Annotated in this window: 11 protein-coding genes; 7 read left to right on the forward strand and 4 right to left on the reverse strand. The window is 53.0% G+C overall.

Features of this window, described 5'->3' with window-relative positions; translation table 11 throughout:
* Nucleotides 1-13 precede the first annotated feature (13 nt).
* From HFP08_RS07815 to HFP08_RS07830, 4 genes are all read right to left on the reverse strand, one after another.
* On the reverse strand, nucleotides 14-1699 hold the full coding sequence (locus tag HFP08_RS07815; protein ID WP_168120029.1) for an extracellular solute-binding protein: 1686 nt from the start codon (nucleotides 1697-1699) through the stop codon (nucleotides 14-16).
* An 88-nt stretch (nucleotides 1700-1787) separates the two neighbouring features.
* Nucleotides 1788-2675 (reverse strand): carbohydrate ABC transporter permease, encoded by an 888-nt coding sequence (locus HFP08_RS07820; RefSeq protein ID WP_168120030.1) that lies wholly within the window; start codon nucleotides 2673-2675, stop codon nucleotides 1788-1790.
* Between the two features lie 15 nt (nucleotides 2676-2690).
* The gene (locus tag HFP08_RS07825) at nucleotides 2691-3593 is read right to left on the reverse strand and encodes an ABC transporter permease (RefSeq protein WP_168120031.1); all 903 of its coding nucleotides are present in this window, start codon (nucleotides 3591-3593) and stop codon (nucleotides 2691-2693) included.
* Between the two features lie 98 nt (nucleotides 3594-3691).
* Nucleotides 3692-5758, reverse strand: coding sequence for a discoidin domain-containing protein (locus HFP08_RS07830; RefSeq protein ID WP_168120032.1), 2067 nt, complete (start codon nucleotides 5756-5758; stop codon nucleotides 3692-3694).
* A gap of 229 nt (nucleotides 5759-5987) precedes the next feature.
* On the opposite strand from HFP08_RS07830, the gene HFP08_RS07835 reads away from it, so the two are divergent.
* The 7 genes from HFP08_RS07835 (at nucleotide 5988) to HFP08_RS07865 (ending at nucleotide 16579) form a co-directional block, all read left to right on the forward strand.
* Entirely contained in the window at nucleotides 5988-7763 is a 1776-nt protein-coding gene (locus HFP08_RS07835; RefSeq protein WP_168120033.1) for a cache domain-containing sensor histidine kinase, read from the forward strand.
* Nucleotides 7738-9357: a response regulator gene (locus HFP08_RS07840; RefSeq protein WP_168120034.1), complete on the forward strand. Its 1620-nt coding sequence runs from the start codon at nucleotides 7738-7740 to the stop codon at nucleotides 9355-9357. The genes HFP08_RS07835 and HFP08_RS07840 overlap by 26 nt, the downstream gene beginning before the upstream one ends.
* Nucleotides 9358-9639: 282 nt before the next feature.
* Nucleotides 9640-10602 (forward strand): ABC transporter permease, encoded by a 963-nt coding sequence (locus tag HFP08_RS07845; RefSeq protein WP_168120035.1) that lies wholly within the window; start codon nucleotides 9640-9642, stop codon nucleotides 10600-10602.
* A gap of 12 nt (nucleotides 10603-10614) precedes the next feature.
* Nucleotides 10615-11487, forward strand: a complete 873-nt coding sequence (locus HFP08_RS07850) for a carbohydrate ABC transporter permease (protein ID WP_168120036.1) — start codon at nucleotides 10615-10617, stop codon at nucleotides 11485-11487.
* A 23-nt stretch (nucleotides 11488-11510) separates the two neighbouring features.
* The gene (locus tag HFP08_RS07855; protein ID WP_168120037.1) at nucleotides 11511-13049 is read left to right on the forward strand and encodes an extracellular solute-binding protein; all 1539 of its coding nucleotides are present in this window, start codon (nucleotides 11511-11513) and stop codon (nucleotides 13047-13049) included.
* A gap of 89 nt (nucleotides 13050-13138) precedes the next feature.
* Entirely contained in the window at nucleotides 13139-14974 is a 1836-nt protein-coding gene (locus tag HFP08_RS07860; protein WP_168120038.1) for a cache domain-containing sensor histidine kinase, read from the forward strand.
* 3 nt (nucleotides 14975-14977) lie between these two features.
* Complete coding sequence (locus HFP08_RS07865; protein WP_168120039.1) at nucleotides 14978-16579, forward strand: response regulator transcription factor; 1602 nt, start codon at nucleotides 14978-14980, stop codon at nucleotides 16577-16579.
* Nucleotides 16580-16591: the final 12 nt, after the last annotated feature.

Below are 16591 nucleotides of genomic sequence, written 5' to 3' on the forward strand. Positions count from 1 at the left end.
CGATTTCCCTCCGTTACTTGCCCGATACCGATTGATACCAGTCATTGACCTCTTTCGTAATCTGGTCGCCGCCGGTGGATTTCCACTGAGTAACGAATTTGTCGAAGTCGTCGAGCGGAACCTTCCCGTAAATAATTTTGGTGAAGGCTTCAAGCTCCATCGTATTTAATAATTCCTGCTTGGAAAGCATGGTTTTCGTTTTCGGTCCGGTGAAGACGTTGGGTTTTGCGATGCTCTTCTGCTCCTCTACGATCGCGCCTGCCTCAATCCAGCTTTTTGCAACAGATTCGCTGATCTTTTTCTCGAAAGGCGTTTCCGGAGCTTTGCCGGAAGCAAGCTTCAGGTAGGTTTGGGATTGCAAGGACGGAATTCGCGCTCCCTCGAACGTCAAGGTGTACTTGTCCGCCGGGACCCATCCTCCAGGCACCTTGTCTCTGGCCGAGGTCGGCGTTCCATCCACCATATCCCAATCGTAGCCTTGGGCAAAACCGTACTCGAACTCGCCTCCCGGCGCGGGATTGGCATAGTTCTCGAACAAATAGTTCCAATAGACGAAGAAGGCGTCCGGATTTTTCATATCCTTGTTGAGAAGAACAACGCCATTAACTCCGGGCGTGCTGTTCGTGCCTCTTTTTCCGTCGGGTCCGGCAGGTACGGGATAGGCCTTCACTTCTGCGCCGGGCACGTTCTTCGCCACGCTCGCAATTCCCGCGGGACCGTCGTACCAGAGCGGGCCGGCGATGATTCCGACAGAGCCTTTGTTATATTGTTCATTGGCCTGAGCCGGCGTATAAAGACCGACATCCTGCGGCATATACCCTTTATCCACCCATTCCTTCATTTTCGCCAAGCCCTGTTTCACGCCCGGATCAATGGAGCCGTATTCCAATTGGCCGTCCTTCAAATTCCATTGCTGCGGAATAGCTCCGTAGGCGCCGAAAATCCAGGCGGCGGAAGCCATGCCGCCGACAAACCCGTTCTTGCCGGCATAGGCAAGCCCGTAGGTGTCTTTTTTTCCATTGCCGTCAGGATCTTGATTGGTAAAGGCATCCATGACTTTTTCCAGCTCGTCAATCGTTGTCGGCGCTTCAAGATTCAGCTTTTTCAGCCAATCCTCGCGAATCCACAGGACGGCATCCTGATTTTGCGAATAGTCCAGCACCGGCAGGCCGTATTTTTTACCATCCCGCATATACGGATACCAGACGGTAGGATCCTCAGCCATCGCATCCTTCCATGCTTTACCCGCAAACTTGTCGAACAGCTCTCCGACTTCCATTACCTTGCCGGAGTCGATCAATTCCTGAGCGACATCGCCGCCCCGTACGGGAATGACATCCGGAAACTCCTGGTTGGCCGAAAGCATCAGTCTGAGCTTTGTAATATAAGCTTGATTTTGCGTAGACGCTGTCCACAAGTAGTTGATGTCGATTCCCAGATTTTCCTTCGCCCAACGGGTATGGACGTTGTTTTCGATGCTCTCTCCGTTTTTGAATGTAACGGCGGGACCTACCGCGTATACCGCTGAAATGCTGACGGGCGGATCGTATTTCCCGTCCTCGAACGGCGCCGAATACTTGCTCTCCACGGAGGATTTTTCCGGCTCCGCCTCTTTTTCTTTCTCCCCGGAAGACGAGCAGGCCGCGACCGAGGTCATGCCCAGAACGATCGCGATAATGGCAGCCAACTTTCTTTTCATGTTTCTGTTCCCCTCTCAATGATCTTAAAATGATCTTAAAAATATTAGAACTATTAGAACTATGATGGATATCATAGAGTTCTATCTCTTATTGCTTCACGGAGCCCAGTACAATCCCTTTCACGAAGTAGCGTTGCAGTAACGGGTAAATCGCCAGAATGGGAAGGGTTGCGATGAAAATTTGGGACGCTTTGACCGTTCGGTTGGAGAGCTCCTCGAGATCGCTGGCATCAAGCGACATCTGACTAAGATCGGCTTGGACGACGATGGTCTGAAGCAAGGTTGAGAGCGGATAATTCTCCGGCTTCGTCATATAGATCAGCCCGTGAAACCATTCGTTCCAATGTCCGACGATATTGAACAGAGATACTGTCGCAATGGAAGGAACAGCGAGCGGGATGTATACGCTGAACAGCGTTCGCAAATGGCCCGCTCCATCTATATAAGCCGCCTCCTCCAACGCTTTGGGAACGGAGGTTCGAAAGAAATTCAATAATAGAATCATATTGAATATTTTGACCGCTCCCGGAATGATCAAAGCCCAGACCGAATTCATTAATCCCGTTTTTTGGACGATGATATACGAAGGGATAAGTCCCCCATGAAACAGCATCGTGAACACGAAGAGCCAGGCATAAACATTTCGGCCCTTGAACTCATGCTTTTCTTTGGACAACGCATACGCGGCCATCGTAATCAGCGCCATGGTGGTAATTGTCCCCAGAGCGGTTCTTGTGATCGATGTAAAGAACGATCGAATGAAATTTTGATTGCCGAAGGTTTTCTCGTAGGCGTCTGTCGTAAAATCAACCGGCCACAATCCGACTAAGCGGGCATCCGCCGGAGCTTTGTCGCTAAAGGAAACGGCAAGAATATGAAGCAACGGCAAAACGCAAATGATCGCAAGGGCCCCCAGCAATGCATAGTTCAGTAGCGTAAAAACCTTGTAAGAGAAGGAGTCGTATCTGCTGCTCATCTGTATCACCTGTCTTTAAAAAATTCTGTAATTCGCGAGCTTGTATGCCAAAAGATAAGAAATGACGACCATTATGAAGCTTACCGCCGATTTGAACAATCCGACAGCGGTTGCGAAGCTGAATTGTCCGCTCAATAAGCCTGTCCGGTACACGAAGGTATCGATAATATCGCCGGTTTCATACACAAGCGGGTTATACAAATTGAAAATTTGATCGAATCCCGCATCCAGAACTTGTCCGAGCGACAAGGTAAGGACGACGACCGCGATGGGCAGCATCGACGGTACGGTCACATACAACGTCTGTTTCCAACGGTTCGCCCCGTCCATGACGGACGCTTCGTAAAGGCCCGGATCTATGCCGGCCAGCGCCGCCAAAAAGATGATGGCCGCGAAGCCGAAATCCTTCCACGTATCCGATATGACGACAACGAAACGAAACCAATCCGGATCGCCTAAAAAGAATATCGGGCGGATTCCGAAAGTCGATTCAAGAACCTGGTTCAATAAGCCGCCTTCAGGCGACAGCATATCGACCATAATGCCCCCCAGAATAACCCACGATAAGAAGTGGGGCAAATAAACGAGTGTCTGCACGCTTCTTTTAAAGAAGGTGTGTCTTACTTCATTCAACAGGATGGCGAAAACGAAGGGGGTTATAAAATTAACGGCGATTTTCAAAGAAGCGATAATCAGCGTGTTCCAAAAAACCCTCATGATTTCCGGATAGTCAAAGAACATTCTGAAATGGTCCAAGCCTACCCAAACCGATCCCCTTATTCCCAGCCAAGGCTTGTAATCCTGGAAAGCCATGACCAATCCCGCCATTGGACCGTATTGGTAAATGAGCAGAATGACCAAAGACGGCGCCAGCATGAAGTGAAGCGGCCAGTTGCGTTTTAAATTCCAACCTTGCATCGGTCTGCTCTCCTTTCTGTATGTTAAGCTTATTGTAAATTTCTCCGGTCTGACGGGATATGATAAATCATTAAGAAAAGTAAAACTAAATTAGTTAATTAATCGTTCGGACCCGTTATCGTAATATCGTCAAAGAAAATGTTATCGACACTGGATGCCGTTGTGCCGACTCCGAGCTTGTCCAGGTACATCACCTTGTTTTTGAAGCTGGCGCCGCCATACACGAGATTGTTATTCACGAATACATCGTATGTGCCGGCGTCGGTGTTGATCTCCAGACGCAGGGTATACCACCAGCCGCCGGTGAAGTCGAACAGCTTGATGTCGTTTCCGTCTGGATCGCGCATGGCAAGCGCGTTCAGGACACTTGAGTTTACGATGTCGATCGCGACCGTCTGTCCGGCCTTGAGGCGAATATAATCGTCTTTGCCGATTTGGTTGAATTTGAAATTCAGTTGCACGGTCACGGACGAGCCCGATTGAGGCGCAAACGGTTTAACGGCCCATGCTCCGTTCACTGAACTCTGATCGGAGATTCGCATGCTCTTGTCCGCGGCTGACGGAACTTCGAGCACTTCCACGGCTGTATCAGCCGGCGTGGAGAGCGTCCAGCCATCCGGCTGGCTGCCCGTTGTTTGGCCGTCGAATCTTTCATCTGCCAGCGGGACCGTATTCGAGTCGCCTCCCCAGGCTTGAAACTCGAAGATGCCGAAGTTATTGTTGCCCTGGGAGTTCGCCGCTGTATTAATCAATCGGATATAACGGCCCGTTGCGGGAGCGTCGAAATGCAGCGTCTGAAGCCACTTGATGATGGGCGTATGGTCCTCATAAGCCGTCGTATAAGAAGTGAAGCCCGGGTCGTCGCTGACATCGATTCTCAGGGAATGGCTGCGCTTGTTATTGGCAACATCGAGCATAAGCTTTACTGCTTTGACGTTTTGCGACGAGCCAAGATCATAGATGATGGTTGCTGTTCCAAGTTGATTGTCGTTCATCCATTTTGTCGTCATGTTGCCGTCATACGAGTTGCCCGCCGTTCCTGTCGGCGCGGTCGCTCCGGCAATCGCCAGCTTATGCCCAATGTCGTAGTCGTACCCGATTACGTCGCCCGTCGTATCGTCGATTGTGACATAATCATAATAATTCGTTGTCAGATCCGTATCCGAGTTAAAGTAGATCGGAAGCCACACCTTCCGGCTGTCGGCGCTTGTGCCGCCCCACACCTGAGCGTTTCGGGTTCCGGTGAAAATAAGACTTTTCGGAAAGGATTCGGAAGCGATTCCCGTGCTGAACAGTTGAGAATGATAGCCTGTAGAATCCCCAATAGTCAATTGAGGCGACCAGTCGGACACTTCATTGCTCAAGCTGGTCGTATAGGCATATTTCATCTGGTTTGGAAACCAGCCTGTCTGCCCGGAGGTGAACAGATAGTAGTAGGAGCCTTGCTTCCGGATACTCGGAGCCTCGCGGTGATCGAGTCCGTCGGCCGTTGCAGGGTCGGCCCATTGAAGTCCGCTGTTGACCTCTCCGACAATTTCGGTGCAATCGTCGTTCAATTGATAGATATAGATGATATGGTTGACCGTATCCGAGGAGACGAGGTACGTAACGGGTGTCGGAGAATCGGTAAATACGCCAAGATCGCCGGAAGGATGGCCGTAAGGCTGAGAGCTTGTATAATGGTCATAATTTCCGTTGATCGCGGTACTTTGCACATGGGCCAGCTCTCGAAGCGGACCGGATGTGCTCTGGCGCTTCATCCAGAGGTTCCACATGCCCGTGACGGGCGACTTGAACCATTTGATCGCTTCGAAGCGGGAGTCCGACGGGACACCGTCAGCCGTGGACAGGATAGTATTGTCGAAAGCGTACGTGCTGCCGCCGTCCGTCGATTTCCAAATGTCGAACGAAGTAAAAGCGCCAGTCGTCGAATCGGTATTATACTTCAATCCGTACCAGTCGGCGCCTTCCTGCTTCACCGTTTTGAAGCCGTAGACGGTCTTGGGGTCGTTCGGATCCTGTGCCTCGCCGTTTACAACCGTTGCCGTGGCGGCTGCTGCATGAAGGACATGCAGCTGAAGCGAGGAAGCGATAATCAACACAGTTAAGAAAACGCTTGCAACACATAATTTCCAAATCGATTTTTCTTGTCTTCCGTTCATCATATTCACCCTCGTTTCTATGTATTTAACACAGGTTCATTTTAACATCGGCATTCAAGATACTGTCTATAGCAATCTATTAGGAACGATGCCCGTCTATTAGTTTCCTAACATTGTTGCATCGATTCTAAAATGTTTGTATAGGAGATTGATCATCCTTTCATTACAATGAATAGGACAGGTCTATACGTGCAGGCAGAGCTGGCCGCCAGCTTCATTCAAGGAGGGACCCATGCGCATTACGATTTTCACGAAAATAGTTCTGATGGTATTGTTCATACTCGTACCGCTCTTCTCCATCTACTCGTATTCGACGTGGAACAATGAACGGGTGATCGAGAAGGAGATTACGGCTTCCAAGCTGCAGAACGTATCGTTCTTCAAGCAACAGATGGAGACGACGCTCGAGCAGCTGCAGCTGTCCGCCATTACCATGACACGGGATCCCGATGTCCGGAGGCTTAATTATCTGCATCTTCTGGAAACGCCGTTCGACCGGATGCAACTGGTTAACAGCATCCGGGACAAGCTGACGCTCTATGTTTCCGCCAGTAATTGGGATCACGAAATGGTGGTCTTCTCGACGGAAAACAGGACGGCCGTATCGGCGGGAGAGCCGTTCGCCTATCCGTTCGATGCGAATCGTTTCTTGTCTCAGCAAGCCGGGACAAGCTGGAGCTATGTTATGCCCGAAGACCGAAACCAAATTTCCGGCAATGATTTCGTCAGCTACGTCGGCGATACGTACACCCGATCCGGAGAAGCGGACGCCAGCAAAATCGCCGTGCAGATTCGGTTATCCGATAAAGACTTGATTGCGATGCTGGAGCAGTATAAATCGGGGGGCAAGGGGGAAGCTGTGTTGTATCATCCCGATTTCGCTCCGCTTACGCCCCGCTCGTCCGATCCCTTATTCGTCGCGTCCTTGACCGAGCAGCTGCATAAGCTGTCCCTGGGTGCGAAAGGAACTTATAATTTGAACGTTGCCGGGAAGGATTTTCTTGTCAACTACGTCAAGTCCGAGCAGCTTGGCTGGTATGTTGTAGACAGCTTGCCCTTGAATGAGACGTTCGCGTCAATTGTTCGCAATCAACATATCTTCTTTCTCACCGTTGTGGTGATGCTTGTCATCTGTACGATCGCCGCGTACGTCCTGTACCGACAAATTCAAGTTCCGATCGGCGAGCTGCTGAGAGGGGTGCAAAGCATCAAGAGAGGCGAGTACGGCAAACGTATCCGGTCGAAGCCCGCCAATGAGTTTCGATTGCTGAACTCGCGCTTCAACGAAATGACGGAACAGATTCAACAGCTCATTGAACGAGTGTTCGCCGAGCAGATTCAAGCCCGCGAAGCGCTGCTGAAGCAATTGCAATCCCAGATCAATCCGCATTTCCTGTATAATTGCTTGTTCTTCATGAAGAACATGGCCAAAATGCGAAAATCGGACGCGGTCGAAGCCATGGCCCTCAATTTGGGCGAATATTTCCGCTATACGACACGCGTCGATCAATCGGCGCCTCTGCGGGACGAGATCGAGCTTCTTCATAACTATTTGACGATTCAGCAGCTTCGCATGCCGCGCTTGCACTATAGGCTGGATATTCCGGATGACATGCTGCCGGTCGTCATGCCCCGGCTTGTTATACAGCCTCTCGTGGAGAATGCCGTCAAGCATGGCCTGGAGCGGAAAGCAGCCGGCGGCGTTATTCGAATAAGCGGTTCTGTCGAAGGGGATTTCTTCCGTATCCAGGTTGAAGATGACGGCTATGGCATGACCGAAGAGAGCATGAGCGACATGCGAAGACGGCTCGCTTCGGCGGAAAGCCCGGAGCGGGGCTATGGATTATGGAATGTCCATCAGAGGCTGCAACACCGTTTTGGTTCAGGCTCCGGTCTTGACTTTGCTTCGTCCGAGCTTGGGGGGTTAACCGTTATTCTATCTTGGCGGCGAAGTGCTGCCGCGCTTCCGGGAGGGTTGGACAATGCTTCACATGTTGATCGTAGATGACGAGGTGTCCGTTGTCGAGACGTTGGCGCAATCGTATCCCTGGGAGGAGCTGGGCTTCGGGCATGTACAGACGGCATCATCCGGAGCAGAGGCGCTCTCCTATATGGAGCAGCATGCGGTGGATGTCCTGATTACGGACATCAGAATGCCGGAGCTATCCGGGATCGAGCTGCTCGAGCGGGTCAGGCGGAGATGGCCGCGAACGAAGGCTATCCTCTTGTCAGGTCATGCGGAATTCGAATATGCGCAGCAAGCGATGACCTTCCAGCCGATCCGTTATTTGCTCAAGCCCGTTAGCGACGAGGAGTTGCTGGCGGCTGTCAGCGAGGCAGCCGGTATTGTGCGTCGGCAGTGGCAAGAAGCAAGCTCCTTGGCCAAAGCCGAGCAGGTTATGCGGGAGCATCTTCCCGCGTTGCGCCAGATGCTGCTTGGGGAGCTTCTCCTGGAGCGAATCTCAACGGGCGAATTTGTCGGCAAAGCGGAGGAGTACGGATTGAGCTTCCGCGAAGGAGAATCGTTTTACTTTTTCATGCTGTGCAAAGACGCTCCCTCCGAGCATTGGAACAGCTCTTCGTTGTTCGATTACGCCGTGGGCAACATCGCGGGGGAGGTGCTTGAACCGGCTTTCGAGCCGATATACGGGCGAAATCTGAGGGATGAGCTGGTCTTCGTGCTCCGGGCCAAGGATCCCGATCTCATCAACTGGTCCAGCGACGCCTCCGTTCGCTATGCGGAGGAGCTGGTGCTCAAGCTGCAGGATTGCGTCACGCGGTATTTGAAGCAATCGGTTTCCGTCGTGCTGGGCGGAATCGGAACGTTCCCTGATGGCTTGCTGCGTCTTTATAAAAATTGCCAAACCGCTATTCGCCAAACCGTGCTTCGTGAAACCGGATATGTACTCCATGCCTCCGGCTCGAATGCAACGCTGACCGAGGCTCTCAGTCTTACTTCGCTGTACGAGCCTCCGCAGTTTGCCCATCTGCTTCAAAGCGGAAGATGGCAAGAGGCGGAAGAAAAGCTGGAAACCTTGTTCGTCCAATACGAGGCCGACGGCAGCCTGCTCCCGGAGCATGCAACCGAAATTCACTTTTCAATCGTTGCGGCTTTGATCGCCGCCTGCCATCTGCATGGCGTCCGGTTTGCCGAGATGGCAGAGGAGGATTACGAAGCTCTTCTCTCATCCGGCCGGGCAAGTCAATTGCAGGGCATGAAGAACATTCTGATCACAGTACTGGGGAGAATCCGCGATGCCGTGAATCTCGAGAAGAAAGGAACGCGCAGCCGAGTCGTCTCGCAAGTTCGTCAATATATCGAGACCCATCTGGATCAGGATGTATCGCTGCAAAACCTGGCAGACCAGGTGTTCATGCATCCGGTCTATTTGTCCCAGCTGTACAAAGCGGAGACAGGAGAGGGAATCAGCGATTTCCTTCTGAGATGCCGCATGGAGAAATCCGTCTTTATGCTGAAAGAAGGGAAGGATAAAGTCCAGGATATTTCGCGGTCGATCGGCTACCAGAATACCTCTTATTTTATTAGGGTATTCAAGCAGTATTTCGGTCTGACGCCGCAGGAATATCGGGAAAGCCGATAACAAAACAGGCGGAGCGTCGTTCAAGGGTTGCGATGCCGATAAATGAAATGCTTGGAGGAAGCGGGCCTATGCGAATGCGCATAGGCCCGCTTGGTCTTCGCCGGCGGCCAGTGTCGCGGTTGCGCCCCTGTCTGCTTTCTTCATCTGATTCGCCTCCGCAATCGTCAATAAAGTCGCCATTAGAGTAACGGAAGTTATCTTATGGCCGGAAGCGGTTGCAATTATAATGAGGCTATCAACGAAATTTGCTATATGGAGCATTGGGAGAGGATGTGAAGATTAATGTCGGATAACCGGGCGTTGTCCGCCGAGATCCGGGTGATACCAACCGAGAGGCGGGAAGGCGGAACCCTCAAGCATTTCCGCAGGTATTGGGATCTGTATCTGATTCTGCTGCCCGGCCTTCTGCACCTGATATTGTTTCGTTATGTGCCGTTGTGGGGGATTCTTATCGCCTTTCAGGATTATTCTCCATTCGCCGGCATGAAAGGGAGCGACTGGGTCGGGCTGAAGCATTTCAATGCGATGTTCCATGACGCCGAGTTTGCCAAGCTGCTTAAGAATACATTTCTGATCAGCATCTACAAGATTGTATGGGGATTCCCGGGCCCGATTCTGCTGGCGCTCATGCTCAACGAGGTGCGCCGGACCTTGTTCAAGCGCTGGTTCCAGACGCTCGTCTACCTGCCCCATTTCTTGTCCTGGATCATTATCGGAGGCATATTGTTTAATCTGCTGTCGCCGTCAACCGGTGTGATCAACGATGTGCTGAAGGCGTTCGGCATGGAGCCGATCCTGTTCCTGGCCAGTCCCGAATGGTTTCGAACGATTCTCGTCGCCAGCGACCTGTGGAAGGAAATCGGCTGGGGCACGATCATCTATCTGGCGGCCTTGTCGAGCGTCGATCCGCAGCTGTACGAGGCGGCGATTATGGATGGCGCGAACAAATGGAAGCAGACGATCTACATTACGCTGCCGTCGATTATGGGCACGATCGTCATTTTGTTTCTTCTCCGACTCGGCAATATTCTGGAGGTCGGCTTCGAACAAATTTTCGTGTTGTACAATCCGCTTGTCTACGATGTAGCCGATGTGTTCGAAACGTATATTTACCGGGAAGGAATAACGAGGGGCAATTTCAGCTATACGACGGCAATCGGCTTGTTTCAGAATGTCGTGGGGCTTCTTCTGGTCGTTCTTGCGAATCAGGCTTCCAAGAAGGCGGGACAAGACGGAATATGGTAGGAGGTGAGACAAATGCGAATCAGTCGCGGCGAGCGATTGTTCGTCGGATTCAATTATGCGGCTCTAACGTTGCTCGGACTTCTATGCATCGCGCCGTTCATTAATATCTTCGCCCAGTCGCTGAGCGGGCATTATGCCATTGTCTCCGGGCAGGTCGGCATGCTGCCGGTCGATCCGACCCTGCAGGCTTATGACAAGGTGTTTCAGGACAAAACATTTCTGATGTCGATGGGAATCAGCATCATGAGGACGGGGGTTGGCGTGGCGTTGTCGGTGCTGCTCACAGTGCTGATGGCGTATCCGCTCTCCAAGCCTTATATTAAGGGGCGCAGCGTGATCATGTTTCTACTGGTATTCTCGATGCTGTTCGGCAGCGGCATGATTCCGAACTATCTGCTCAATAAGAGTCTGGGGCTGCTCGATACGTTCTGGGTAATGGTTATCCCGACGTTGATCGCCGGCTTCCATGTCATTATTGTCAGAAGCTTCTTTCAGAATGTGCCGGGCGAGCTGGAGGAATCGGCCCGCATCGACGGCTGCGGCAATCTAGGCATTCTGTTTCGAATCGTATTTCCGCTGTCGATGCCGGTGATCGCGACGATTGCGCTGTTCAAAGCGGTCGTTCACTGGAACGCGTTCTTCGATGCGGTATTGTATATCAACAATCAGGATTTGATGCCGCTCCAAGTCTATCTGCGCAATCTGATCATGATGAACGCCTCCATGATCAACACGGGCGATATTCGAATGGACGAAGAATTAATCGCCAACGAATCGCTGAAGGCGGCGGCCTTGTTCACCTCGATGATTCCGATCTTAATCGTATATCCGTTCTTGCAGAAATATTTTGTGAAGGGGATGCTGATCGGGTCAGTGAAGGGCTAAACTAAAAAAGGGAGATGGTCTGCATGTGGAAACAACGCAAGGGAAAAAGGATTCTGATCGCTTCAGCGGCGCTCATTCTGACCGCTGCGGCGGCGACAGGATGCTCCGGGGGCAAGAAGGACGGCAATGACGGCAGCGCTGCCAATGTAAAGATTCAGGTGGTCAAGCCGGCTCAAGCCAGCTCGGTGAAATATCCGGACGGGATGGACGACAACACTAATCCGTATTCCGATTATATTCGCAGCAGCACCGGTCTGGATATAGAGATTACCGCTTATCCGTCGGAAGGCAGCGCATATGTAGACAAGCTGAACGTGCTGCTTGCCTCAAGCGATCTGCCGGATATGATGGTGGTGCCGAAAGCGGAGCAATTCATCTCCTTCTTGAACCAGAAGGCGTTGAAGCCGCTGAATGAAGCGATCGACAAGTACGGCTCAGATCTAATGAAGCAAATTCCGCAAGAAGCTTGGGACGGCGTCACGATTGACGGCAAAATCTATGCGGTGCCAAGACTGGGGGATACCGAGGCGACGCAGCTGATGTACGTGCGCAAGGACTGGCTGGACAATCTGGGTCTCCAGGCGCCGAAGACGCTGGAGGACTATGCGGCTGTCGCGAAGGCGTTCGCCGAAGCGGATCCCGACGGAAACGGCAAAGCCGACACGGTCGGCTTGCTGGCAGGCGAAAATCTGGACCGTCTGGGCCCGTTCCTCGGCGCGTTCGGCGTACAGCAAGGCATATGGATGGAACGGAACGGCGAGCTCGTCAATGGCAGTATTTTGCCCGAAATGAAGCAGGCGTTGACGTATCTGAACGGACTCTACAAGGATAAAGTGCTGGATCAGGAATGGGCGCTCAACAAACAAACCACGATCAACGAGAAGATAGGCGGCGGCAAGGCGGGATTATTCTCCGCAAGATGGCAGGATACCCGCACGCCGATTCTGGCCAACAAGAAGAGCGATCCGAAGGCGGATTGGATTCCGATCGGCTATCCGACAGGTCCCGAAGGCAAATCCGGCATAGCGCTCGGCAATAAAATATCGCAATACATGGTCGTGCCGGCCACTTCCTCGGAGGCGGAGGCGGAGGCCGTAGTGAAAATGCTTAATTTCATCGTTGGCGAAGGCTTCAGCAGTATCAAGAACGGCTTCGAGAATGAAGTATGGACGAAGAAGGACGGCAAGGTCGTCATTGACGAGGAGCAAAACAATCTCCATCTGTACCGTCTGGGGCTTGCGTTCGCCCAGCCGGGCGATCCGAATCTGAAGCTTGGCAGACTGCAAGCGATCGACGACGGAGATCCTCAGTTCAAATTGGTGGAAAATATTAATACGATCTTGAAGAACGGCATCCCGGATCTCTACACGGGACTTCCGACGGACGGGATGGGCGAGTACGGCGCCAAGCTGTCCAGCCTGGAGAACGAAACGTTCACGAAGATGATCATGGGCGTCATTCCGCTGGACGACTTCGATAAGTTCGTCGCGCAATGGAAGAAGGACGGCGGCGACGAAATTACGCAAGAGGTGAACGAGTGGTATAAAAACAAGAACAAATAAAGTACAATCAAAAGAAATGGTATTCTCGCTCTCCGGGGATACCATTTCTTCTATCTTGAAGCGATTGCATGCGGGAGGAGAATACGGCTATGAGAAATCCGGCACATTGGATCAAGCGTAGGCTGCAGAGCTCCATACAATTTCGATTAACGTTCTCGATCCTGCTTATCCTGCTGCCGCTTGTTGCCGCCAGTCTCTACGGACTCTATCAATCGCAGCAAATATTGAAGAGGCAGATTGGCGAGCGGACCGGCAATGCGATGGAATCGACGATGGCCTATATCGAAATGACGCTCAGCGGCATTCAGGAAATATCGGCATTAATATCATCCGACATCAACTTGAACGATACACTGCAGCAGGCGAATGAAGGGATCGATCCCGCTCTCATATTGGAGTTCCAGCGGATGAGCCAGCATCTGCTGGCGGTCACGACCACCAGCCCGGCGATTGCCCAGGCTTCGATCCTGCATGTTCGTTCCGGTCTGATGGTCTCGTCGAGGTACGGACCGAAGCATGTGCCGGAGCTTGCCGGAGTTCTGTGGTACGATCAAGCGCAGAGCTCCGGGGGAAGACCGATGTGGGTCATACCGGACGAAGCGGATCCTCCCATCGTTCCCGAGCTGCAGCAGGCCGTATCGCTGAACGGGATTACGCTTATGCGCCTGATGGACCTCGGCAACCCTCAGAGACAAGGCGATGTGCTGATGCTGACAGTAGACAGGGAGGCGCTTCTGAAGCTGATTGGCGACCTGGCGCCTTCGCCGCGCGGCGATGTGTATTTGCTGGATGAGCAAGGACGGGTGGTCGTTGGAACAGGGGAGCCGGGTGAGTCGGATGAGCCTGATGAGTCGGATGAGACTTTGGCCAGCCTGCCCGCGTCGGACGCCTTCACGGTGTTGTCGGAGAGCTCCGGCGAGCGATTGCTGGGGATGCGGGTAAGCTCGCCGCTTACGAGCTTCTCGCTTGTGCTCGTGCAGCCGGAGCGGGATCTCTTCGTCGAATTGCATAAGCAGCAGCTGTATATGGCGATGATCATCCTTCTGAGCTTCGTGCTGGCGGTATGGATCGCCTGGGTCGTCTATCGCGGCATATCCGCGCCGGTCAATTATCTGGCTTCGGGGATGAAGCGATTGCGCCGAGGCATGCTCGATACCAAACTCGATGTCGTGCGGCATGACGAGCTGGGCTATTTGATCGAAAGCTTCAATCAGCTCGTGACCGAGCAGCGGCATCTCATTCACGATAATTACGAGCAGCAGCTGCGGCGATCTAAGACGGAGCTGAAGCTGCTGCAATCGCAGATTAACCCTCATTTCTTGTACAATACGCTCGATTCGATCTATTGGTCGGCCAAGGATCACGGGGCGGAGGATCTGAGCGAGATGGTGCTGAACCTGTCCCGTTTCCTGCGGCTTAACTTAAGCAAAGGCAGGGAGACCTTCACGCTGGACGAGACCCTCGAGCATCTCAACTATTATTTGCTGATTCAGCAGTCGAGATTTGCCGGCAGGCTGAATGTGCGATTCCAAATCGACGAGGCCTGCGGCTCTATCCCGATTCTGAAGCTGATCATACAGCCTCTTGTCGAGAACGCGATCGTGCACGGCCTCGAGGAGACGATCAGCCGCATGGAGCTCACCTTGTCGGCTTCGATGGTCGGGGGGAGCTTGCTGCTTCGCGTGCATGACAACGGAGCCGGCATGACGCCCGAACGCCATGCCTATATCCGGAGCAGGCTTGACGAAGCGGAGAAAGCTTTTTTCCAAGATGGGGATATGCCGAGCGACTTGTTCGGATTGCGCAACGTGAAAGCTCGTCTATCGATGTATTACGGGCCGGAAGCCCGCTTGCTGCTGGAGAGCGGAGAGGACGGCACAACGGTCAGTTTGTTGATTCCGCAGCCGGAGAAGGAAGGAGCCTGAGCCATGAATCTGATGATCGCAGAGGACGAAATGCAGTTAAGAAACAGCATCGCGAGGAATATTCCGTGGCATGAGCATGATATTACTGTCGCCGCGCTTGCCGCCAACGGGAATGAGGCGCTGGAGCTGTTCGAGCAGGTAAAGCCGGAGATTGTGCTGATGGATATCCGCATGCCGGGCATGGACGGGCTGACGCTTGCACCCAAGCTGCTGCAGATGCAGCCAGCGACGAAAATCATTATATTGAGCGGCTACGACAGCTTCGATTACGCCCAGAAAGCGATTGAGCTGGGCGTGTACCACTATTTGCTGAAGCCCGCGGGCGACAAGCAGATCGTAAGCATCGTAACCGGAGCCGCCAGCGAGCTTCGCAAGGAGCTGGAGGTGCTGCAGACGCAGGAAGAGGCGCTGAAGCGTTGGCAGGAGCATCTCCCCCGGCTGCAATTGATGTTTTTCCAGAATTGGATCATGGGCCGCTATGCGAATTGGGAGCTGGAGAGCAAGAGCGAGGAGCTGCATATTCGTCTTCCTGCGAATGGGACGTACATTGCCGCCGTTCTTGATATGGACCCCTTGCAGAGCGGCGAAACGCGCTTCACCGAGCGCGATCAGTCGCTGATTCGCTTCTCCCTTCACGGCATCGCCGTCGAATTGCTGCAGGATCAGTCGCTGTGGGTATTCCAGGATGCGGGGGAGAGAGCCGTTCTGCTGTTCTACGGCGAGGAAGGCGAGCAGGAGGAGCAGCTGTACAATCGGGTCAACATTTGGGCGTCCAAGCTGCTGGAAGCAATCAAAGAATGCCTGAAGCTGACGGCCAGCGCCGGCGTCGGAGGGGCGGTCGCTCAGCCGGTGAATGTGTCGCAATCCTGGCTTCAGGCCGTGCAGGCTCTGAACAAAAGAATTCTATACGGCAACGACCTCGTCATTCCCCACCGCGATCAGGACCAGGCTCGCAACGAGGTGCAGGCCGACAACAGCCTCATTCGGACGATGAAGTCGGCAATCGATGTCGGAGACGAAGAGAAGGCGCTCGCGACATGCCGGGAGCTGCTGGAAGAGGGGCTGCACAAGATGGGGAGCGCGGAGGCGGTCAAGGAGCAGATCCTGTATCTCGCGGGCGTGTTCATACGAATGATTCATCTTCGAGGCTGGTCGGTTCAGGAGGTCGCCGGCAGCGATTACGAGCGATTTCACCGGCTGGAGAGCTTGCAGACGAAGGAGCAGGTCGGAGAGCTGTTCGAGCGCATGGTCGCGAAGATTATTCATTATGCCAATCAAACGCGGCTATCCGGCACCCAGAAGCTGATTCGGGACATCGTTGCCTATGTGGAGCGGGAAATAACGAGCGATATTAGCCTGCATGGAATCGCCCAGAAGTTTTTTATCAACGCTTCCTATCTCAGCCGCGTGTTCAAGAAGGAGATGGGAATCTCGTTCTCCGTCTATATCTTCGACAAGAAGATGGAGTACGCCCGCCGCAATTTGTCCGAAGGCATGAAGGTATACGATGTGGCGAATCTGCTCGGCTACGCCGACATCAGCTATTTCATCCGCGTCTTTCACAAGCATTGGGGCGTTACGCCGGGCGAGATCAAGAAGGGCTGATTGGAGAGACGC

The sequence above is a fragment of the Paenibacillus sp. HB172176 genome (assembly GCF_011947265.1).
Lineage (GTDB): Bacteria > Bacillota > Bacilli > Paenibacillales > Paenibacillaceae > Pristimantibacillus.